The sequence below is a fragment of the Rufibacter sp. JT3400010 genome (assembly GCF_054956755.1).
Window position 1 is genome coordinate 17,005 of record NZ_JBUDXA010000009.1, and the last position, 21,236, is coordinate 38,240.

General features: G+C 43.9%; 15 protein-coding genes. 10 read left to right on the plus strand and 5 right to left on the minus strand.

Features of this window, described 5'->3' with window-relative positions; all coding sequences use genetic code 11:
- Positions 1-294 precede the first annotated feature (294 nt).
- Positions 295-906: a YqaE/Pmp3 family membrane protein gene (locus ACY0JR_RS10710; RefSeq protein WP_462634067.1), complete on the plus strand. Its 612-nt coding sequence runs from the start codon at positions 295-297 to the stop codon at positions 904-906.
- A gap of 108 nt (positions 907-1,014) precedes the next feature.
- Here ACY0JR_RS10710 and ACY0JR_RS10715 read toward each other — a convergent pair whose 3' ends face one another.
- The 3 genes from ACY0JR_RS10715 to ACY0JR_RS10725 form a co-directional block, all read right to left on the minus strand.
- Positions 1,015-1,413, minus strand: coding sequence for a hypothetical protein (locus ACY0JR_RS10715; RefSeq protein ID WP_462634068.1), 399 nt, complete (start codon positions 1,411-1,413; stop codon positions 1,015-1,017).
- A gap of 15 nt (positions 1,414-1,428) precedes the next feature.
- The gene (locus ACY0JR_RS10720) at positions 1,429-1,842 is read right to left on the minus strand and encodes a hypothetical protein (RefSeq protein ID WP_462634069.1); all 414 of its coding nucleotides are present in this window, start codon (positions 1,840-1,842) and stop codon (positions 1,429-1,431) included.
- A 457-nt stretch (positions 1,843-2,299) separates the two neighbouring features.
- Entirely contained in the window at positions 2,300-5,125 is a 2,826-nt protein-coding gene (locus tag ACY0JR_RS10725) for a M16 family metallopeptidase (protein ID WP_462634071.1), read from the minus strand.
- 343 nt (positions 5,126-5,468) lie between these two features.
- Here ACY0JR_RS10725 and ACY0JR_RS10730 point away from each other — a divergent pair, with 343 nt between their 5' ends.
- A complete protein-coding gene (locus ACY0JR_RS10730; RefSeq protein WP_462634072.1) occupies positions 5,469-7,967 on the plus strand; it encodes a zinc-dependent metalloprotease in 2,499 nt (832 codons plus the stop codon).
- 444 nt (positions 7,968-8,411) lie between these two features.
- Here the strand turns inward: ACY0JR_RS10730 and ACY0JR_RS10735 are convergent, their stop codons facing one another.
- Together ACY0JR_RS10735 and ACY0JR_RS10740 are read right to left on the minus strand one after the other, a co-directional pair.
- On the minus strand, positions 8,412-9,389 hold the full coding sequence (locus ACY0JR_RS10735) for a TIGR03885 family FMN-dependent LLM class oxidoreductase (RefSeq protein WP_462634074.1): 978 nt from the start codon (positions 9,387-9,389) through the stop codon (positions 8,412-8,414).
- Positions 9,390-9,856: 467 nt separating this feature from the next.
- A complete protein-coding gene (locus ACY0JR_RS10740) occupies positions 9,857-10,621 on the minus strand; it encodes an oxygenase MpaB family protein (RefSeq protein ID WP_462634075.1) in 765 nt (254 codons plus the stop codon).
- Positions 10,622-10,813: 192 nt separating this feature from the next.
- Between ACY0JR_RS10740 and ACY0JR_RS10745 the strand changes: the two genes are divergently transcribed.
- The 8 genes from ACY0JR_RS10745 (at position 10,814) to ACY0JR_RS10780 (ending at position 21,229) form a co-directional block, all read left to right on the plus strand.
- Positions 10,814-11,683: a glycosyltransferase gene (locus tag ACY0JR_RS10745; protein WP_462634076.1), complete on the plus strand. Its 870-nt coding sequence runs from the start codon at positions 10,814-10,816 to the stop codon at positions 11,681-11,683.
- 346 nt (positions 11,684-12,029) lie between these two features.
- Positions 12,030-13,154, plus strand: a complete 1,125-nt coding sequence (locus ACY0JR_RS10750; protein ID WP_462634078.1) for a glycosyltransferase — start codon at positions 12,030-12,032, stop codon at positions 13,152-13,154.
- A 35-nt stretch (positions 13,155-13,189) separates the two neighbouring features.
- Positions 13,190-13,567 carry a hypothetical protein gene (locus ACY0JR_RS10755; protein WP_462634079.1) on the plus strand — a complete coding sequence of 126 codons (378 nt, stop codon included), beginning with the start codon at positions 13,190-13,192 and terminating at the stop codon, positions 13,565-13,567.
- Positions 13,564-14,439: a glycosyltransferase gene (locus ACY0JR_RS10760; RefSeq protein ID WP_462634081.1), complete on the plus strand. Its 876-nt coding sequence runs from the start codon at positions 13,564-13,566 to the stop codon at positions 14,437-14,439. Before ACY0JR_RS10755 ends, ACY0JR_RS10760 begins: the two co-directional genes overlap by 4 nt.
- A gap of 207 nt (positions 14,440-14,646) precedes the next feature.
- A complete protein-coding gene (locus ACY0JR_RS10765) occupies positions 14,647-16,953 on the plus strand; it encodes a glycosyltransferase (protein WP_462634082.1) in 2,307 nt (768 codons plus the stop codon).
- A gap of 562 nt (positions 16,954-17,515) precedes the next feature.
- Complete coding sequence (locus tag ACY0JR_RS10770) at positions 17,516-19,687, plus strand: glycosyltransferase (protein ID WP_462634083.1); 2,172 nt, start codon at positions 17,516-17,518, stop codon at positions 19,685-19,687.
- 4 nt (positions 19,688-19,691) lie between these two features.
- On the plus strand, positions 19,692-20,489 hold the full coding sequence (locus ACY0JR_RS10775) for an ABC transporter permease (RefSeq protein WP_462634085.1): 798 nt from the start codon (positions 19,692-19,694) through the stop codon (positions 20,487-20,489).
- Between the two features lie 146 nt (positions 20,490-20,635).
- On the plus strand, positions 20,636-21,229 hold the full coding sequence (locus tag ACY0JR_RS10780) for an ABC transporter ATP-binding protein (protein ID WP_462634087.1): 594 nt from the start codon (positions 20,636-20,638) through the stop codon (positions 21,227-21,229).
- Positions 21,230-21,236 lie beyond the last annotated feature (7 nt).

The window sequence follows — 21,236 nt, forward strand, 5'->3', positions numbered from 1 at the left end:
CGTCCGTTTACTAGCTTATTTCCAGAAAACAGCTAGTAAACGGACGTATCTCCTAATATCAGCACCACATACATGGGGAGCATTCGCTTGTAATTACTGATACAAGCCGTATCTGTGGTTAGATGGAATGGCGCTGAAGACACTGTCAACTTCTGCTCCTTCATAACAAAATTTAGAAAAGTGTAGTACTATAGGGAGTGCTCAGGAAATTACCTTTCTTCTGATAGCTGAAACTCAGTTTAGGAAGAAGGTGAACTGAGTAAAATATTTTCTTTCCACTTAAATATTAGTACTATGAAATTCAAAGGTTTACTACAATTCGTTGTGGTGGCAATTTTGGGCCAGTTCTTATTTTCCTGTAGTTCAGCAGAGTATTACAGGTTCACCTCGGCCAAGCCAGAAACGTATCAGAGAGCAGTAGCGAAAACAGAGGCAGTGAATGCTTCGCAGGAAAGTGCCCCTGCTGCCCCTGTGCAAACGGTAACGCTTGCCGAAGCGAGTCCAATGCCTGCTCCAGCCGCAGAACCTACGTTGGAAGCCTCTACCAAAGCCCCGCAACCGGTTCTATTTGAAACAAAGAAAGCCTCTGAAAATAAGGCTATTAAAGCAGTAGCTCCAGAACTGACTAAGACTGAAAGTATGCTGCTGGAGACTGCCAAAAACCGCCTTGCGTCTATGAGCAAGGCAGAGAAGAAAGAGTTTAAGAAAGAAGTGAAAGAAGCCCTTAGAGGAACTAATGATGCCACCGAAGTAGTGGAGATAATTTTGGCTATTCTAATCCCACCCTTGGCTGTATTCCTGCACGAAGGTTTAGGCAGTAGGTTCTGGATCAGCCTTTTGCTAACCATTCTGTTCTTCCTTCCTGGGGTTATTTATGCACTCTTGGTAGTGACAGATACCATTTAAATCAGAGAATATTCTCTATAAGATAACAGAAGGGCCCTGGCAATATAGTCAGGGCCTTTCTGTTATGTTGGTTTTAATTATTGGAAATGTTTTGTGAGAGGTAGGAACTTACATCATCTTGAGCCAATTCTCGGCTGAGGTCTTTTCCTCGAAGTTAAAAATCATGATGCCATTGATGTTGTGCTTGAGGGTTTCTTTGGTGGAAAGTTGGCTGTAAAGTTCAGGAGAGAGCACCCACGCAAAATACTTTACCCCGGCTTTGTGCAGGGCCGGAAACCAGATTCTGGCTCCCCATTCTGCGGCTCCAGACCAATTGCCAGAGGCATTGGTGTTGTCATTGAAAACCTTGGTGGATCTGGTGCTCACTACATGCTTGAGCAACCTATTACAACCATCCTTCACTGTTTCCTCGGTCTGCGGACCCGTCCAGTCAGCATATAGGATATCGGAAATTACGTCCAGGTGAATGCTGATATGGGGCTCTTGCAGTAAAGTACGTTTGTGCATTTCTATAGGTAAAGATCAGAATGCCTCATTCAGCCACGCCAAAGCAGAAGGACGATCAGCAAAATTTAACATCTGGTAATGAATGTCTAGCGTATGCTGGATTTTTATTCGGTTTTCGGCTGTTTTTGTTTCCATTTTCAAGTCAGAAGATTCAATTCTGGCTACTTTCTGGAGGCGGGTGGTCTTTAACTCGCTGGCTATCTTGAGCATAAGGGTGGCATTTTCTTCGTCAGAAATGGTGCTGGTAGCTTTGCTTCCATCCACCAGCAGTTTTTTTACATCATAGTTTCTGACGGTCTCCACCAATATCTCAAAACCCTGTTTCGCCTCTGACAACACCTCAGGCGCAAGATCTGGCCAGGTCATCTCCAGAATATCTGTGGCTGGGTCATACTCAAGTTGAAGCAATGTGTTCTGGTAGAGTAGCATGTAAGTCAGGTGTGAATAAAAGTCCTGGGTAATTCAAATATAGGATTTTGCTCTGTAAGCGCAATTTCAACTAAATCATGACGAAAGCTTATTTACTGATTTCCCGCCATTGTTGGTGATAACACCAACAATGGCAAAATAGAAAACTAAGGCAGAACCCTCGCTCGCGTCCCGCGAGTGTGAGCTACCTCCGGCGTCCCGCCGATTTGTACAGACATAGAAGCGGCCAGAGGCCGCGTGTAGCTCACACTCGCGGGACGCGAGCGAGGGTAAGTGAAGACACGTACCCGCTCAAAATGAACTTTCGTTTTAACTAGTTTCAAGAAATCATCCCTAAAACTGCGGCAATTGATTAAGCGACCTGAGTTTTGGGGCTGATTCCTCAAAAATGCCCTAAAAACAGCAGCCCTTCCGGAAGAAACCAGAAGGGCTGTTACTTTAGTGAAAACGATGGTAATTAATTGAGCAGAATCGGCTTGCCAAAGCCCAGTTGGTCCAGCTTGTTTAACTGCGTAGCAGCATCACCTACAATCAGGTAATACATCTTGTTCGGGTTCACGTACTGCTGGGCCAGCGCTTTGATTCGGTCTAACGTCATTTCCTGCACCAGTGCCTCGCGGCGTTTGGCGTAATCATAGGGTAGACCGTACGTGCTGATGTTATTGAGCATACCCAGTTTGGCGCCCATAGTTTCAAAGGCGCGGGCGTTGCTCTTGATCAGGAAGCCTTTGGTCACGTCCAGATCCTGCGCCGAGTACGTGGGGCCGTAATTCTGCAGAATTTGCTTGATCAGGTCAGTTGATTCAAACGTAACGTTAGACCTTACGCCGCTTTGGATCACAAACGGACCCGCCAGGTTGGAGCCCGAGAAAGAAGACCCGATGCCGTAGGTATAGCCTTTGCCTTCCCGCAATTGCTGCGTCAGTTGCGACGCAAAACCGCCACCGCCCAGAATGTAGTTCATCACCTGCGCCGGATAGTAATCTGGATGCGTCACCGGCAAGGCCAAATACCCAAACCGCAATACCGACTGTTTGGCGCCCGGCACATCATAGAAATACACCTTAGAAGCCGCAGGAGCCGATGGGGTAGGGTATTGCGGTATCTTCACGTCTTTGGCTTTCCAGTTCTGGTTTAAGCCCGCCAAGGAGTTTGTCACTTCCTGCTGTTCTACCGCGCCCACCACCTGGAATGCCGCCACAGAGGGAGACAGGTTGGCGGCGTAGTAGTTTTTAAGGTCTTCTAGGGAAATCGCCTTCAAAGAAGCCTCAGTGCCCAGAATGTTGCGTGATAAAATGTGGTCTTTGCCGTAAAGCAGTTTCCGGAAGTTATTATCTGCAATGGAATTGGGATTAGCTTTCTGCTGCTTGATCTGGCTTTCTACCTGTTGTTTCACCAGCTTGAATTCCTGCTCATCCCAGCGCGGCTCCAGTAAGATCTCCTGCACCAAGGCCATGGTAGGCACGTAATTACGCGCTAACGTACGGCCACTGATGGTAAAGCTTTCCTCGCCCGCGTTGATACTGATGGCGGCACCCAAGGCTTCAATGGCTTCTTCCAGTTGCTCAGTGGTTTTGTTTTTGGTGCCTTTGAGCAGAAGTTCAGAAAGGAGGTTAGAAACGCCCACTTTAGAAGAGTCTTCCAGCAGCAAGCCACCGTTCATGCGCAGGTTGAACTGCACCAACGGCACTTCGCGGTCTACAATGCCCAGCGTTTTCAGGCCGTTTTCCAGTTTGTTTTCCCAAACGTTGGGTACTTTGGTTTCAGGGGCTTTGCCGTAAGGCGGTTCTTTGGTGCGGTCAAAGCTGGACGGCGTGCGCGGATAATCGGCTTTAGTCGTGGCATCAAATTTCTCCTCAGCGCCTTCCACAATTTTCTCTTCCACCACGCTGGCTTTTTGGGAGCCCTTGAGCACCAGATTGGTTTGGCCTTTCGGGACGAAGCTGGTGACTACGTACGGTTTGCCTTTGAGGTACTGCTGGTACACCCGCATCACGTCTTCGCGGGTAACCGCCAACATGTTCTCAATGTCTTTGCTGATAAACCCCGGGTCACCGGCGAAAATCTGGTATTGGGCCAACTGGAAACCTTTGCCCTGCACACTAGACAAGCCGTTGTAAAAACTCACTTCCTGCGAGGTCTTGATGCGGTTCAGGTCATCGTCTGAGAAGCCTTCTTTCTCAAACTTCTGGAAAGCTTCCTCCACGGCCGCATGGATGTTATTGAGGTCTACTTTTTCATAGCCTCTGATGCTGAGCATGAACTGTCCGGCCAACTCTGAGCTGTTCTGGTACATGTTCACGCGTCCGGCCAATTGCTTTTCGTCAACAATCAGTTTATTGAAAGGAGCCTTTTTCCCGTCAGAAAGCAAGGTGGCCAGGGTTCTGAGGGCGTATGAATCTTTGTGGTAGGTGTACACGCTGGGCCAGGCCATGGTCAGTTCAGGCAGGCGCGCGAAGTTGTCTTCGTGGTACAGTTTTTTGGTTTGGGAAAGTACCACTGGCTTTTTCTCCAGGGCAGGAATGTTCTCGCCTTTCTTAATTTCCCCGAAGTACTTCTGTACCCACGCTTTGGCCTGACCGGGCTCAAAGTCGCCGGAAACCACCAAGGTCACGTTGTTTGGCACGTACCAGCGGCGGTAGAACTCCTTCACGTCTGCCAGCGTGGCGTTCTGCAAATCTTCCAGTGAGCCTATGACTTGCCAATGGTACGGGTGGTCTTTGGGGTATAGGTTCTGGTCAATCACGTACGAGGTGTTACCGTAAGGAGCGTTGTCATAGCTCTGGCGTTTCTCATTTTTTACTACTTGCTTTTCCTTGGCCAATACTTGCTCGGTCACGGTATTGATGAAGAAGCCAAGTTTATCCGCCTCGGCCCAAATCATTTTTTCCAGGGCGTCATTGGGAACGGTTTGGTAATAGTTGGTTCGGTCGCGGCTAGTGGAACCGTTAGCTCCTGAACCACCAATACGCGCACTCATTTTGTCCAGGCCGCCTTTGCCCAGGTTCTCAGATTCCAGGAATAAAAGGTGCTCAAATAAGTGGGCAAAACCGGTTCGGCCTTCTTTCTCGCGGGCAGAACCCACGTGACTGGTAAGCGCTACAGCCACTACCGGGTCAGACTTGTCTACGTGGAAGACCACGGTCAATCCGTTGTCCAGCGTAAACTTTTCATAGTCTACTTTAAAGTCCTGTTTTGCGGTTTTGGATTTGCCTAGCCGCTGACAAGACATGAGTACTGCCAAAAAGAGCAGGCAGTAGGACATCTTTTTTAAAAATCTCATTCGTTCGTTTTGGGTTTGAATCTGGTAAGCAATTAGTAAGAGAAAAGGCGAAATAATTACAGCCCAGGCTTTCTAAATTCTCTTACAAAGGTAGCATAGCTAGAAGAAAATATATGGTGTAATGAATTCTAAGTAGGTGGAAGGAAGAGTATGAGTATATGTTTTAAAGCAGTTTATTGAAATCCAGCCTCAAAATGGAGAGGAACAAAGGCAACTAATTCAGGCGGTTTGCAGAAAGGCAGTGCCATTTGCTAGAATAATCCTTATTTTCAGAAGTTTTTTGGCTACATGAAGGCCAAAGTCACACTCAATTCCTTTTCCCAAGCCTAACAAACAAACAGCTATGCTGAAGATTTACAAAACTCTAGGCTGGGCAGCGCTGGTGGTTTTTACCCACTCCGCCTGTACCAGTTCTAAGGTTGCCCAAAAAAGCGCAAGCCCTACAGAGGCAGCGGCCAGGCCCAAAGGCCCAGACACTGGCATCAGGAGTTATAGTCAGGTCATCACCAAAGATGCCAAATCTGACAAAGGACTCTTCACCATCCACAAAGTAGGCGAAAAGTATTTCTATGAAATCCCAGACTCGCTGTTGCAGCGAGATATGCTATGGATCAGTAGAATTGCGGACCTGCCCGCGGGTTTAGGCGGTGGGTACGTGAACGCGGGTTCCTCTGCGAACGAGCAGATGGTGGAGTGGCAGAAAATAGACAACAAACTCCTGCTTAGAACAAAATCCTACGGGGCCGTGGCCGCCGACTCTTTGCCCATCAGCCTTTCAGTGAAAGCCAACAATTATCAGCCTACGTTGTACGCGTTTGATATTGCCGCTTTAAGCCGAGACTCCAGCGGGTATGTCATTGACGTGACCAAGTTCTTGCTGAGCGATGTGAAAGCGTTCAGTGGCCTTACCGCCAACATGCGCCGCGATTACAAAGTGACCCGTTTAGATGAGTCCCGCAGCTTCATAGCCAGCGCCAAGAGCTTTCCTATGAACCTGGAGGTACGGCAGGAATTAACCTATGACGCCGCCGAGCCACCTTCCAACTCGGCCACGGGTTCCATTAGCATGGTCATGAACCAGTCTTTGGTGTTGTTGCCCAAAGTACCCATGCAAGCCCGTATTGATGACTACCGTGTGGGATATTTCAACATTCGGCAGATTGACTATGGCTCTGAGGCCTTGAAAGCCGATGTAAAAACCTACATCAGACGCTGGCGCCTGGAGCCGAAAGACGTGGAAGCCTACAAAAGGGGAGAGTTGGTAGAGCCGGTAAAGCCCATTGTCTACTACCTTGACCCCGCTACACCCACTAAATTACGCCCTTACATCAAAGCAGGGGTGGAGCAATGGCAGAAAGCGTTTGAAACGGCAGGTTTTAAAAATGCCATCCTCGCCAAAGACCCGCCTACCCCGCAGGAAGACCCAGATTTCAACCCAGAAGATGCCCGTTACTCTGTAATCCGTTACGTAGCTAGCACTACCCGTAACGCCGTAGGGCCAAGTGTATCAGACCCGCGCTCCGGCGAAATTATTGAAAGTGATATCATCTGGTACCATAACCACCTGCGGTCTTACCGTAACCGGTATTTGCTGGAAACGGGTGCCGCCAACCCTAGTGCCCGTACCCTGGAAACCCCCATGGAAGACCTAGGCGAAATGATGCTGGAAGTGATTACCCATGAGATTGGCCATGCGCTGGGCCTTCCGCATAACATGATGGCCAGCTCTGCCTACCCCACAGATTCCTTGCGGTCTGGGGCCTTTACCCAGAAGTACGGCATTGCCGCTACCATTATGGATTATGCGCGCTATAATTATGTAGCCCAGCCCGGCGATAAGAACGTGCGGTTTGTGCGCCAGTTAGGTCCGTATGACCACTACGCCATCAACTGGGGCTACCGCTATTTACCGGATGCGAAAACGCCTGAGCAGGAAGTGCCTACCTTGTCTAAGTGGATCAATGAAAAATCGGGGAACCCTATCTACCAGTTCGGGAGTGGCAGTGGCGGACATGATCCTTACAGCCAAACTGAGGGCATTGGCCGGGATGTGGTGAAAGCCAGCACCTACGGTCTTGCGAACCTGAAGAAAGTGGCACCGCAACTCTATAACTGGACGGCCGCCAAAACCAACGACTATGAAGATTTAGCCGAACTGTACGAGGAGCTTTTAGGCGTGTGGAGCCGCTACATAGGGCACGTAGCCACCAACGTGGGCGGCGTGCACGAGAATCGGCTGAAGCCGAACCAAAAAGGATACATCTATACGCCGGTAAGCAGCAAAGAACAGGCGGCCTCGGTTAATTGGATGTTGACCCACGCGTTTACGTCTCCGGCGTGGTTGCACCAGACCAAAATCAGTAGAAATATTGATCCGGCCAACCATGTAGAAAGTATCAGGAGGTTGCAAACAAGTCATTTAGATAATTTGCTTTCTCCGGCCCGTTTGGCCCGCCTCATGGAGAATGAGGCAAACAAAGTGAATTACACGGCCTTGGACATGGTGCGGCAACTTCAACGCGGCATCTGGAGCGAGGCTTACACCGGCCAGCCCATTGACATTTACCGTCGTAATCTGCAAAAAGCCTACTTAGACCGGGTAAACTTCCTGCTGAACGTAAACCCTGCTCCACAACCACAGACTGGTCAGGGAGAAGGAGGGCCCTCCAGACCACAGGTGAATGTGAGCCAGTCAGACATCCGCTCAGTCGTAAGAGGAGAGTTGGTGAAGCTGCAGAAGCAACTAAAAAGTGCTTCCGGTAGAAATACCAATGATTTGACCAAATATCATCTGCAGGATGCATTAGTCAGGATTGACAACATTTTATATCCGAATAAATAACTGGCGTTCCGCAGAAGACCTCACCCCCAGTCCCGCTAATAAGTTTCGGGGCTGCTTTGCGGAAAAGGAACCGAATATGTAAAAACCTGTGAAGTCTCCCAGACCTCACAGGTTTAGAATTAACTGGCGCGAGTCTCCAGATTTGTGACTAAGGATGAAGCGAGTCTCCCGACTCGCCGGGAACCCCCGGCAGTTTGCGAGACAACAGTTCAAACTGCAACAAAAACGCCCCTCTACTAGAGGGGCGTTTTTGTTGCAGTTTGGATAAAAGAGGTGAAAAGCAGTTTGAAAATAAAATCCCTCGCTCGCGTCCCGCGAGTGTGAGCTACTCTCGGCCTCTGGCCGCTTCTCTGGCTACTTTTCTTTTAATGTTTACTTAGCGGCGGGACGCCGCAGGTAGCTCACACTCGCGGGACGCGAGCGAGGGATTTGATATTTAAAGAGCTACTTAATTTTTAACTGCGGCAACACCTTCTCCCCGAAGAACTCTATGTACTGCTCTTGCGCCAGATTCACATTATGCAAGTGGAAATGCGTGAAACCAAGTTCCTGGTCCTTTGCCAGCCAGTCAATATGTTCCTGAGCACTGTCAGAGATTCTGACCGCATCGTCCAGTTCATCTGGTTTTACCATGCTGCCGGCGGCATCAAACCCTTTCACGGTGGGAATGTCTGAGAGCAGGGCAGAAGGAAATACGTTGTTCTTCCATTGCTCGTGCGTGCCTTGCCTCGCCTTCTCTTTGGTAGTGTCATAAGACAACTGTACCTTCAAGTGCATAGGTTTACCTTCGCCCCCACCTCTGTGGAAAGCCTCTACAATTTCTTTTAATACCTTAGGTGGCTGATTGATGGTAATCATGCCATCAGCCCAACTGCCCACCCATTCAGCGGTTTCAGGAGTAATGGCTGCGCCGAAGACCGGAGGGATGTAGTCTGGGCGGGTGTAAAGCTTGGCGTGTTCCACTTCCACCAAGCCTTTGTGGGAAACGGTTTCGCCCCGCCAGAGCGCCCGCATAATGTCTACGCACAGCTTGAGGCGGTCATTCCGTTCCTGTTTGCCGGGCCACTTCTGGCCGGTAATACGCTCGTTCAGGAACTGCCCGCTACCCGCCGCTATAAAGAACCGGTTAGGGAACATCTCGCACAACGTAGCCACTTTCTGCGCCGCAATAGCCGGATGGTACCGCTGCCCCGGCGCGGAGACCACCCCGAAGGGCAGGGAAGTAGCTTGCATAGCAGCACCCAGCCAACTCCAGGCATATCCGCTCTCGCCCTGGTTTTCGCTCCAGGGATAAAAATGGTCAGAGGAAAGCGCATTCCCGAAACCTGCCTGCTCTGCTTTCTGCACCAGGGCTAACAGATGACTGGGTTTAAATTGCTCATGCGAGCAATGGTAGCCAAAAGAGATATCTTTCTGTGGCATGAGGTTGTTTCTTAGAGGTGAGAAGGGTACCAAATCTCAGGGTATAGGTGTTAAAATCTGTAGAAGCCGAACCAATAGTGTACAGCTTCACTAAATTTCAGTAACACCCCATGTACGGGCAGGTACTAGAGTAGTTATACTCGTTTTAGCTCTCTTTTCCAGAAATATGCCTTGAAACGAATATTGGGAATCGGCCTTAAAAGCGGAAAATGTAACAGAACCTCTCTAGTAAAGAAGGTGTGCTGATTGAAAAGACGTTTCTGTAGAGACGCAATACCTTACGTCTGACTGGCACGAGCGTTCCATAAGGCAAGACGCAGGGCATTGCTTCTCTCTATTTTTCTGTATTCTTTCTTTACAGTTCTCCGTTTCAAAGCTGTTTTCCTGAAAGGAGACCTAAAACAGATGCTTAGCAACGCACGTCAACGATGACTTTCACGGGGCAACTTCCTCTGCCAGGAGCAAGCTTATTCCGGGTCCTGGTCTAAATCTTTGATTTCCTTTTTGTAGGCGGCTGGTAAAATAATGGACTTAAGAAACCAATCTAGTTTCAGGAACCTGCTTGCTTTGTAGCCGTGCAGGAGAGGAGTAATCAAAGACGTATTCCGGAAACCCAGCAGTTCTTTCACGCGGTCCGGGACTACCAGCACCTGGGCTTCCAGTAGTAAACGGTACCTGAGTTTGCCTAAATGTTTCTGGTACTGCTGAAACAAATCCTGCGTGTAGTGGCTCATGACGAGGTCTTGCTGCAGATGTTGCTCCCGCATGAACAGCCAATCTGGGTAGGTGAGGGGCAGCCCCGTTAAGCCCATTCGGTGGCCTACGCGGTAAAACACCTCAAAAACCTCGGCTTTCTCTGCCGTGGTAAGTTTCCGTTCCAGCACTTCAAAAGACCTGATGGAGTAGTCAATGAGCATAAACAAGACGTCGCGGTACGCCCAATCTGGAATGGTGGTCCCACGTTTGGATTCCACCACCGCGTGGATGCTGGCCATTCTATCAATGGTCTTGTGGGCCTGCTCTAAAGGGGAGAAAACAATCTGTCGGGCATAGGCGACGGTAGAGAAAAGCCGCCCCAGCGGATCGGCAGGCAGCCGACCGGTAAAGTAGAGCCAATCCACGGCTTTGTTCAGGGCAAACTCCGCAGAAGAACCCGCGAAAATGAAGAGGATGGTATCGCCTTTTCCCCAAATTTCCCGAACCACAGATCCCTTCCGGACAAAATACTGCATTGCTTCTTTCTTTAAAGTAAGAGTACGGTGTGGCACCGCCTTAGATTTCCGCTCATTTACAGAAAACGAGGAAGAAACGCTGAAGATACTTCTTTTCCTTCGCCAAGAACCAGTTCTGCAGCCTAAAACCTCTAGAATCGAAATAATACCCAATACAAAACTTAGTTGAAGTCCGTAAATTTGGAGGAAGAAATGACAATACCTGAGCCACTTCAGCCTCATCTCAATACCTATCCTGTTTTGGAGCAAAATACCCTTTCCGTAAAGCCCTCTTTTGACGTTTGTGTCCTGCTGCCGTGCTATAATAATCTGGAAGGGTTGAAAACCTCTTTGGAGAGCATTTCTTATCGTGCTGGCGGACTTGCTGTAGTGGTAGTGGATGACGGGAGCCGAATTCCGGTAGAGGCTGAGGTGCTGTCAGGAACGGCAAGTATTCCCTGTAAGGTCTATGTGGTACGACTGGAAAAAAACCGGGGCATCACCGAGGCCCTGAATATCGGCTTGCAATGGATCATGGCCAATTTGGCGGTGCCATACATTGCCCGGTTAGATGCCGGCGACACCTGCAAAGAAGGTCGGTTTTACCAGCAGGTAGCGTTTCTGAACCAAAACCCCGAGGTTGGTTTGCTGGGAAGTTGGTGCGTTTTCCAGAATCCTTCCACCGGTTTCCAGTACACCTATACCACGCCCACGCAGCATGATGCCATTCTAACGGAGATGTACTCCCGAAATGTATTCATCCATCCTACGGTTATGTTCAGGATTGATCTACTTGGTGTGGTTGGGCTGTATCCTGAAGACTTTCCTTATGTAGAAGATTATGCGCTCTTTTTCAAAATGCTACACAAAACCAAAGGAGCCATTCTGGACAACGTTTTAGTTACCTGTGAGATCAACCCCAAAGGCATTTCTATCTCTAATCGGCAAAATCAGTTAAAAGGCAGGCAAAAGGTCGTGTCACAATTCGGGATCAATGCTTTTAGAAAACTTTTGGGCATTTGTAAGTTGTATGCGCTCAGGCTTATACCCTACAAAATAATCCTGCAGCTTAAAAACAAGTGACCCAAAGTGCTGGAAGCGGGTAACTCTTATTTTCTTAAGGTGCTTTTGTTTATGATGGGGCTAAGAGAAAGTGATAAGATAAGTTTGTAATTGCCTTGTTTTATATAATATTCATAAAATTATATTTATATATAGTTTCTAAAGGCTTTGATGGAAAATGTCACTTAGGAAATAAAATAATGTTTTAGGTAGTGTTGAGTAGGGGTAAAGGGTGTTTCAACCATCATCTAAAAGATAGATAATCTAAATTCCAGTCTGTAAAAACTTATAAATGAAATTTAGCTATCTTTGGAAAACGAAGTCTTAAAAATTACACAGTAGCCTTAGTGGTATATCCCCCCGGATAATGAAAGTAGTACACGTAATAGAACCCTTTGCTTCAGGTGTTGCCGTTTTCGTGAAATCTCTTACCGAAACAATGCCAGATGATCTGCACATTGTCATCCATGGCGAGCGGAAACAAGTAATGTCTGCCAAAGACGTGAAACTTACTTTCCCCAAGCAAAACGTCCGCTTCATCAGGTGGAAATCAGCGCAACGCTCCATTAATCCTTTTAAAGACTTTCTAGCCCTAAGCGAACTGCAGAACATTCTAAGCAGGCTGCATAAAAAAGGCTTTGTAGATGCCGTACACCTGCATTCCTCTAAAAGTGGTCTGTTGGGCAGAATAGCCTGTAAAGTAGCAGGAATTAAAAACGTAGTCTATACCCCTAACGGAGCTCCTTTCCTTTCGGCCGGTAACCCCATCATGAACTTTCTCTTTAAACAGGTAGAAAAGTTCGGGAACGGCATGGGCGGGCAAGTGGTCTGCTGCTCGGCCTCAGAGTTAGCTGAATACCAGAAGATAGGCATTAAAGCCACTTATATTAATAACGGCGTTTCTTTGAGTAAAGCTCCGGTTCAATCTGTGTCAGCTTCAACAAAAGAAAAGTTTCAGGTAATTACAACTGGCCGGATTGAGGAGCAAAAGAACCCTTTCCTGTTCAATGCTATTGCCAAGTTTTTTGAAGACTATGACCAAATAGAATTCATTTGGGCTGGAGACGGCAAAGAAAGAGCTGCTCTAAATTCGAAAAATATTATTGTAACAGGTTGGCTAGAACCTGAGGCTGTAACGGAATTAGTCACTCGGGCAGACGTGTTTATTTCCACCTCTCTGTTTGAAGGCTTATCCTTCAGTATTTTAGAAGCTTTGGCGTTAAAAAAACCCGTGCTCTTAAGTGATTGCGTCGGCAATTCAGACATTGTCAAGACAGGCTTAAATGGCGATGTTTTCAAAAACGAAACAGAAGCCATTGTTAAAATCCTGCACTATTTCAACAACCAAGAAATGCTGGCGGTAATGGGAGACTATTCCTTTGACGTTTGCAGCACCAACTTTGATGTTGACCTGAACTTTAGAAATTACAAAGCTGCCTACCAAGGAAGTGACAAGAAGATAGCACGCTCTCTTTTAACATCAGTTAAATAACTTTCCCCGCACTATCTTCCTTTAAATATAGAAGTATGAGAAATACACTATTACTCCCCGATTTTACCCCCCAGCCAGATCCTCTAGAAGATGTCAATAAGTCTTTAAAGCAAATTCAAAATTATCTTCTGAATGAATTGGCTTATAAGCAGGAACTTATCATTGCTAAAGATGAAGAGATATTAAAGTTGCAAGCTGAATTGCAACAGAAGAATGGATTAATAGAGGAACTCAATAAGAAAGTTGCTGAAGTAGAACGGAATAACGAAGGAAATAAGCAGCTAAATAAGAAGTTGATTAATGAAGTTGTGAGAAAGCAACAAGATATAGAATGGTATAAGCGCACCTATGAAAGCAGAAGTCTGATAGGGACTTTAAAGCAAAAATTATTTGGAGGAGAAAAGAATAAATGATTCCAAAGATCATTCATTACTGCTGGTTTGGAGGTTCTGAAATGCCAGCCGAATATAGAGGCTATATTGAAGAATGGAAAGTTTTGCACCAAGATTGGGAAATAAAGCTTTGGAATGAGCATAGCTTTCATGACGAAACCCACTATTTTTTAACTGCTATTAAGAATAGCAATTGGGCAAATGCCAGCAATTATGCAAGATTAAAGGTGCTTTATGAAGAGGGAGGTATCTATCTAGACACAGATATCAAGCTTGTTAAACCATTAGTAAGCTTATTAAATTATAAATGCTTTTTGGGGTTTGAAAATGAAGGTTCTCAAAAAAGGGATCTACTTGTAAACAATGCTGTAATAGGTGCCATTCCCAACCATCCATTTATATTTAAATGTATAAATAATATTCTATCAAACTTTGATGGTTTAGAAATGGCTAATGAATCATCGCCTGAACTTGTAACAAAGGTTTTATTGGAAGATTATAACCTCTCTACTTATGGTTCACAGGAGTTAGCAGATGGAATAGTGCTGTTAGACGAGCATGCTTTTTATCCCATACCTTGGGATAGGGCCAAAGAAACAAGGGAATATATTAAATACATAACTCCTAGCACATATGCTGTTCATATGTGGGGGAGGACTTGGTATAGTAGGAAAATGATGTTGCAGATGATTGATGACTTACAAGCATGGTCTAGAGATCAAACCAAATATATTTATGACTTAAAAAACGGACTAGAGTTTGAAAAGAGTAAAGCAGAGCATCTTGAGAATTTCAATTCTAAGCAGCAAGAGGAAATAGTTTTATTGCTTAGTGAAATCGAGGCTTATAAGTTACAGATAAAGCTTTACGAAGAGGCTTTTGGTAAGTTATAAATCCAAGGTTTTAATTTTGTAGAAAATCTTTAGTATTATTAAGGAAGTTCTCGTAATTAAGATAGGATGGCATTAATTTTAATGCGATTAATGTCATTGCTTATATCAGCTTTGATTATAAAATAGTTCCCTTTGGGGTTGGTAATAAAAAAATAAAATAAATTTTCTAAGTTGTACTTTGTGTAAATGAATTATTGGATTTTAACAATGGAGTACCCCCCATTCCATGGTGGTGGTATTAGTACTTACTGTCTTCATACAGTTAAGATGTTAGAAAGTAATGGTGACAGTGTTACTGTTATTATTGCAGATCATACGCTTGATAGCAAAATTGAGCATTCAAAGACAGGCGCAACCACGTTAATTCGGTTTAATCCAGGTAATAAACCCTATAATAGTTTTTTAGGATATAATGCTGCTTTAAGCTTCGAATTTTTGGAATTGGTCAATGAAGAAATTAAGCGATCAGGTAAACCAGACTTTATTGAGGTTCAAGATTATAAGGGTATAGCCTATTATCTTTTGCATGATAAGAAGCTTAATCAATTAAGTTACTTTAAAGATATTCCAATCATTGTAGTTGTACATGCTCCTTCATATGTAGTGCTTGATTATGACCAGTCACCCACATATAAGTTACCTGATTTTTGGACAGGAGAAATGGAAAGGTGGAGTATGACAGCCGCTGATATTTTAATCTTTCCTACAAAGTACACCAGAGATTTGATATTACCCACTTTAAATAGGGATGAGAAGAATTCTTTTGTTTTATTTCATCCTTATTATTTAGAAAATAGAAAAACGGAGTACTCTGTTAATCCTAAAAAGAAAATAATAAACTTAGGAAAACTTACCTACACTAAAGGTGTTGTACAATTAATTAGCTTCTTTTCAAATTTATGGGATGAAGGCTTTGATTTCCCTCTTTCATTAATAGGAGAGGATCATTTCTACTCTGCTAAAGATACTTCAATGGGAAAATTTTTAGCTAAGAAGTATAGTAGACATATAGAGTCGGGAAAACTTAATTTTGAGGGGAAACTACCTTCAAAGAAAGTTGGTGAAAGAGTTGACGAGTCGGACATTGTCATTATCTCAAGTTTGTTTGAAACTTTCTCATATGCTACCGCTGAAGCAATGGCTTCAGGAAAGATTGTTTTAATATCAGATTCAGGAGGACATTCAGAACTTGTAAAAGACAAAGTTTCTGGTTTTATTTTTAAACAAAATAATTACGAATCTTTTAGGGACTCATTGCTTCAGGCATTAGCACTCGATGATAAAGCAGCGATTGAAGTCTCTTCTTCAGCATTTAGGTTTGTAAAAGAGGAGTTGAATTTAAATAAGATCTATAAAGAAAAAATAGATATCCTTCAGTCATATGAAGTTCAAGAGAATAAGATTTACCCTTTTATAAGAGAGATAAAAGTAACCTCACCTCAAGTTGATAAAGAGTTTAAAAATGGATTATTGTCGATAGTAGTTCCTTTTTATAATTCTGGTAAGTACTTGCCAGAAACTATAAAAAGCCTTTATTCAATTTCCTATAAGAACATCGAAATTATTGTTGTAAACGATGGCTCAGATGAAGCTGATAGTATTACTGTCCTAAATGATCTTCAGAAACAATTTACGTTTCAGATAATTTCACAATCAAATAAGGGTTTAGCAGAAGCAAGAAATGTGGGTGCTAAGGCTGCTAAAGGGGAGTTTTTAGCTTTCTTGGATTCTGATGATCTTGTACATTCTGAGTACCATCAGAAAGCGATTAATGTTTTAAAAAGCTATGATAATGTAAGTTTTGTTGGCGCCTGGACTCAGTACTTTGAAGGAAGTGATGCTGTATGGGTAACATTCACTCCGGAGCCTCCATATATATTGATGCATAATACATTAAATACCTCTGCATTAATTTATAAAAGGAATCATTTTTTAGCTGCCGGTTTTAATGATAGTGCAATGGTGTACGGGATGGAAGATTATGACTCTATGTTAAGTATGCTTGAAGCAGGGTTTAGGGGAGTTGCAATCCCTGAGTTACTATTTATTTATAGAATTAGAGCAGATTCAATGTCTAGAGCTTTTAACCAAATGAATCAATTGTACTTATTTAGATTGATATCAAAAAAGCATAAAGAAATCTTCAATCAGTATGGAGAAGAGATATGTAATTTCCTAAATGCAAATGGACCTTCTTACTTATATGACAATCCAACATGGGAACCTTACACAGATGTCCCAAAACTTTGGAATAGAATTAATGAATTAACTGCTAGTCTCAATTCTGTTAGTTCTAATTCTTTGCTTCATGAAGCCGAAAATCATGAGAATGCATTGTCTGCTTTTGAAGGCTTGAACTCTGATGTATTAAATAACAATGATGATAAAGCCGAAATGATAAATAATTGGTATTATAAAGAATATGAAGTATTGCCTTTATGGTATAAAAGATTTGGGCATGTTATAAAAGTTCTTCAAGGAAGAAGAAAGTTTAAATCTCTTTTAAAAAAGTAAATGATATGTTCAATTAAGCTAATAAAGTTAATCTTTATTAGCTTTTAGCGTAATTATAAAATAATTTAAAGTTAAGATGAAGTTAAGGCTTTATTTACTGGTAGTTGATCTTTATAGTCGAACTAATGAGACAGGAAGAATAATATTGCAGTGGAAAAAACGAGGGAAAATAGGTTATGTAGAATAAGAGACTAGTAGGAAAATAAGTTAAACCAAGGTCATGAAATGTCCCCTAGGGATGTTCTATCTTCGTTAGTTACCTCGCCAGCTGCGCTAGCCCTTTTCTGCTCTCGCCTCAAGAATCCTCGGAATGAATTGCTATCTTACTATTCTACATCAATCTCTAATGATTGCTGATATTTTGAGAAAGCCAAGAGTCCTGTTTTGTTAAATAAAGACCTACGAGGTACAATTGATCGGAATTCAGTATCGAGAAATTTTATGAGTCAAGATTTCTTTACCCAAGTAGTTAAACAAAATGGTTTTGAAGTCAAAGACTTAGTTATTTTTGATTGGGATGGTAAGTATATATATTGTTTGACTTTATTACAGAAATAGGTAAGTGAAGTATTGGATTTTGACCACAGAGTACCCTCCTTTTTATGGAGGAGGCATAAGTACCTATTGTAAATACACGGCAGAAATGCTTCAGGAAAAGGAGCACCATGTCACCGTTTTTGTTCAGGATTTTTCAGTCACAGATATAACAGAAGAGTTCTTCAATGGCGTAAGAGTTGTTCGGTTCCTTCCCAAACAAACCAATTCCCATCAATTTCTAGGCTATAGCGCCTCTCTGAGCTATGAATTTGCAGAGGTGGTACGCAGGTATCTGGAGAAAGAAGGTGCTCCAGATATTTTAGAGTCACAGGAGTATGGCGGTATTGCTTATTACCTGCAGCAATTTAAATGGTTGAGTTATCCTTTGTTCAAAGATTTGAATATTGTCATAACCTGCCATGCACCGGGTTTTCTTTGCCTGGAATACAACCAGGTTCCGGTCTATCAATTTCCTGAATATTGGATTGGCCAGATGGAGAAAGCCTGCATTGCCTCGGCAGATGTAGTGATTGCCCCCAGTAAGTATTTTGTTGCACAGGCCAAAAAACGAATGTCTTGGGATGGCATTCAAGAAGTGTACGTGGCTAACCCTATGCAGTTAGATAGTACGGTTACGGAAGGAGTCCCAGATTTTCTGCCGCAACATATTGTGTGCTTTGGAAAGCTTGCCCCTTTAAAGGGTACTTTTGAATTATTACGCTACTTTGAGAGGCTCTGGAGCCTGGGCCATACTTTTCAGCTTCATTTGGTAGGCGGCACGGGCTTACTATTTCACCCGGAAGGGCGGACTATGGGTGACCTTGTCAAAAAGAAATATAATAAATACCTGGACAATGGCCTGTTGAAATTACATGGAGAGTTATCGCCTGAAAAGGCCAGACTCTTCATTCGGGAAGCCCATGTAGTTTTGGTGCCAAGCCTTTTTGATAATTTACCTTATACTGTGCTGGAAGCCATGAGTTGGGGAAAAGTAGTATTAGGGTCAAGGCAGGGAGGACAAACCGAGGTCATTGAAGACGGGGTTACAGGTTTTTTATTTGATCACCAGATACCAGGGGACTTTGAAGAGAAACTGCTGCACATTTTAGGCCTTTCTACCCAACAAGTGAAGAATATTGGATTGAAAGCGCAGGAAGCGATTGTTCAAAGGTTTCATCCAGAGGTTATTTACGGTAAGAAGATGGAAGTGCTGGAGCGATTTTTAGTTTCAAAAAGACCGAAGAAAGCTTTTCCTTTTATTGAAACGCAAACAAAACCCGAGGCTCTTGTCCCCTTGGAAGCGGCTGCCCAAGACTTGCTTTCTGTGGTGATTCCTTATTACAACATGGGGCTTTACATTGAAGATTGTATCAAGTCTGTGGTACAGTCAGATTACCCGCATTTGGAAATACTTGTCATAGACGATGGCAGCACAGACCCAGAAAGCCAACAAGCATTGCGCCTGCTCCAAGATAAATACCCGGCAGTTGCAATTCATCAGAAAGCAAATGAAGGGCTTTCTGCTACCCGAAACTATGGTGCTTTTAAAGCTAAAGGCCAGTATCTTGCTTTTTTAGATGCAGATGATGCGGTAGACAAAACATATTACAGCAAAGCTATTACCGTGCTCAAAGCTCACCAAAACGTGAGTTTTGTGGGTTGTTGGGTTCAATATTTTGAAGGAAGTGCGGCATGCTGGCCGTCTTTCAATCCAGAGCCGCCGTACCTACTTTTGCACAACATGGTGAATAGTAGTGCCCTGGTCTATAAGAAAGAATCCTTCTTGCAAGCAGGGCTCAATGATCTGGCCCTGGTGTATGGCATGGAAGACTGGGATAGTGTAATAGGACTGGTTGAACAAGGCTTTGGAGGAGTAGTGCTACCAGAACTTTTATTCCATTACCGGGTCAGAAAAGATTCCATGAGCAGGGGATTTACCAGGGTAAAGAAATTGTTCCTGCATAAACACATAGCCCAAAAACATGCAGGCCTCTACCGTAAGTACGGGGTAGAAATAGCACACTTAAGTGCCAGCAATGGCAGCGGCCTGGGCTTTGATAACCCTACTTTTGAGGTGCACGGAGGCTATGGAAGATCTTCGCTGCAAGTTCGTTTAAAGGAGAAATTTGGGGACAGAGTAAAGCGAAACCCTAAATTGCGTAAGATCGCTTATTTTATTTACAAAAAGATTAATTAAATTTATGTTAAATCAAACTGTTAAGGGTTTTTTTTCAGGAACCAACAGGGTAGAAAGAGTATGGCTTTTGGCTAAAATTGAGTTCAAGCTTAGGTATTATGAAAATAATCTGGGATTGCTGTGGGCTCTGCTTAAGCCTTTGATGGATGTAGCAATTTATTACTTAGTATTCAAGACTATTTTAAAGTCAGACATAGAGGCTTTTGCTTCTTATTTGTTTATTGGAATAATACTCTGGAACTTCTTTTTGGAAAGCACAGCGGGAACCGTCCAGATTTTACAGACCAAGAAATACCTTTATGAGTACAGCAACATGAATAAGCTGGAAATTTACCTTTCAGCCTTAATGAGCAATAGTATTGGATTTTTCTTCAACCTTACTATGTTTATGGTCTTTTTCAATTTTATAGAGACAGACATGATGGGGCTTAGTGTCTTTAATCTTTGGATTATTCCCATTTTTCTAAACCTGTTCATTCTCTCATTGGCGCTTTCTTTGATCTTGTCCTGTATTTTTGTGGTGGCGAAAGACATCACTCAGATATGGCAGGTTTTTACTTCGGCCTTATTTTTCCTGTCTCCCATCTTCTATAAACTTTCACTGTTTAAGCAGGCATTGCCGTCTTTTGACTACGTGAATCCTATTGCTGGTATCATTATCAACGCCCGCTTGGCCATGATGGGGAAACAGTTGCCTAACTTTGAATTAATGCTTTTTGATATTGGATATGCAGTGTTTCTGCTGTTTGTTGGTTTTATCTTATTGAATAAACTTGGCGCTAAAGCCGCTGAGAAGTTATAGTTATGATGCAAGAGCAATTTGCCATTAAGGCTAGAAATATCAGCAAGACATTTCATATTTCTGAAGATAGCCATAACACGGTCAAACACCGGCTGTTTAACTTGTTTAACCCACCAAGAAGTAAATATGTGCCAGCGGTAAAGAATATGTCGTTGGAGATTATGAAAGGCGAATGCATTGGCTTGTTGGGGCGCAATGGCTGCGGAAAGTCAACGCTGGTGAAATTACTAGCCGGAGTTTACCCCACAGACAGTGGGTATGTTCATATCAAAGGCTCTACCATGCTCATGAATTTGGGCGTAGGAATGAGCCATGAGCTCACCGCCCGGGAAAATGTCTACGTGTCTGGCTCCGTTTTAGGGCTTAAAATCAAAGAGGTAGATGCCATCTTCAAAGACATCATAGAATTTGCCGAATTGGAGGAGTTTGTAGACACAAAAATCAAGTTCTTTTCTTCTGGAATGGTGGCCCGCCTGGCCTTCTCCATAGCCGTGAAAGCAGGGGCAGATATCATGTTCTTAGATGAGATCTTTGCAGTAGGCGACGTGAAGTTTCAGGAGAAAGCCATCAAAGTGTTTGAAAGCTCCTGGATTGAAGGCAAAACGGTTATTTTGGTTAGCCACTCCATGGACGTGATCAGGAAGTATTGTGGCCGGGCTGCTTTTTTGAAACACGGCGAACTTGTTTTCCTGGGAGACACTGAAAAAGCCATTGACCTTTACATGGAAGATAACCAATAGTACTGCG

Excerpts from the sequence above, each read along its gene's own strand:
- ACY0JR_RS10740 (WP_462634075.1), bottom strand. The coding sequence starts at position 10,621 with ATGCAGTATTTTGTCCGGAAGGGATCTGTGGTTCGGGAAATTTGGGGA.
- ACY0JR_RS10735 (WP_462634074.1), bottom strand. The coding sequence starts at position 9,389 with ATGCCACAGAAAGATATCTCTTTTGGCTACCATTGCTCGCATGAGCAA.
- ACY0JR_RS10775 (WP_462634085.1), top strand. The coding sequence starts at position 19,692 with ATGTTAAATCAAACTGTTAAGGGTTTTTTTTCAGGAACCAACAGGGTA.
- ACY0JR_RS10730 (WP_462634072.1), top strand. The coding sequence starts at position 5,469 with ATGCTGAAGATTTACAAAACTCTAGGCTGGGCAGCGCTGGTGGTTTTT.
- ACY0JR_RS10765 (WP_462634082.1), top strand. The coding sequence starts at position 14,647 with ATGGAGTACCCCCCATTCCATGGTGGTGGTATTAGTACTTACTGTCTT.
- ACY0JR_RS10780 (WP_462634087.1), top strand. The coding sequence starts at position 20,636 with ATGTCGTTGGAGATTATGAAAGGCGAATGCATTGGCTTGTTGGGGCGC.
- ACY0JR_RS10715 (WP_462634068.1), bottom strand. The coding sequence starts at position 1,413 with ATGCACAAACGTACTTTACTGCAAGAGCCCCATATCAGCATTCACCTG.
- ACY0JR_RS10760 (WP_462634081.1), top strand. The coding sequence starts at position 13,564 with ATGATTCCAAAGATCATTCATTACTGCTGGTTTGGAGGTTCTGAAATG.
- ACY0JR_RS10720 (WP_462634069.1), bottom strand. The coding sequence starts at position 1,842 with ATGCTACTCTACCAGAACACATTGCTTCAACTTGAGTATGACCCAGCC.
- ACY0JR_RS10745 (WP_462634076.1), top strand. The coding sequence starts at position 10,814 with ATGACAATACCTGAGCCACTTCAGCCTCATCTCAATACCTATCCTGTT.
- ACY0JR_RS10710 (WP_462634067.1), top strand. The coding sequence starts at position 295 with ATGAAATTCAAAGGTTTACTACAATTCGTTGTGGTGGCAATTTTGGGC.
- ACY0JR_RS10755 (WP_462634079.1), top strand. The coding sequence starts at position 13,190 with ATGAGAAATACACTATTACTCCCCGATTTTACCCCCCAGCCAGATCCT.
- ACY0JR_RS10725 (WP_462634071.1), bottom strand. The coding sequence starts at position 5,125 with ATGAGATTTTTAAAAAAGATGTCCTACTGCCTGCTCTTTTTGGCAGTA.
- ACY0JR_RS10750 (WP_462634078.1), top strand. The coding sequence starts at position 12,030 with ATGAAAGTAGTACACGTAATAGAACCCTTTGCTTCAGGTGTTGCCGTT.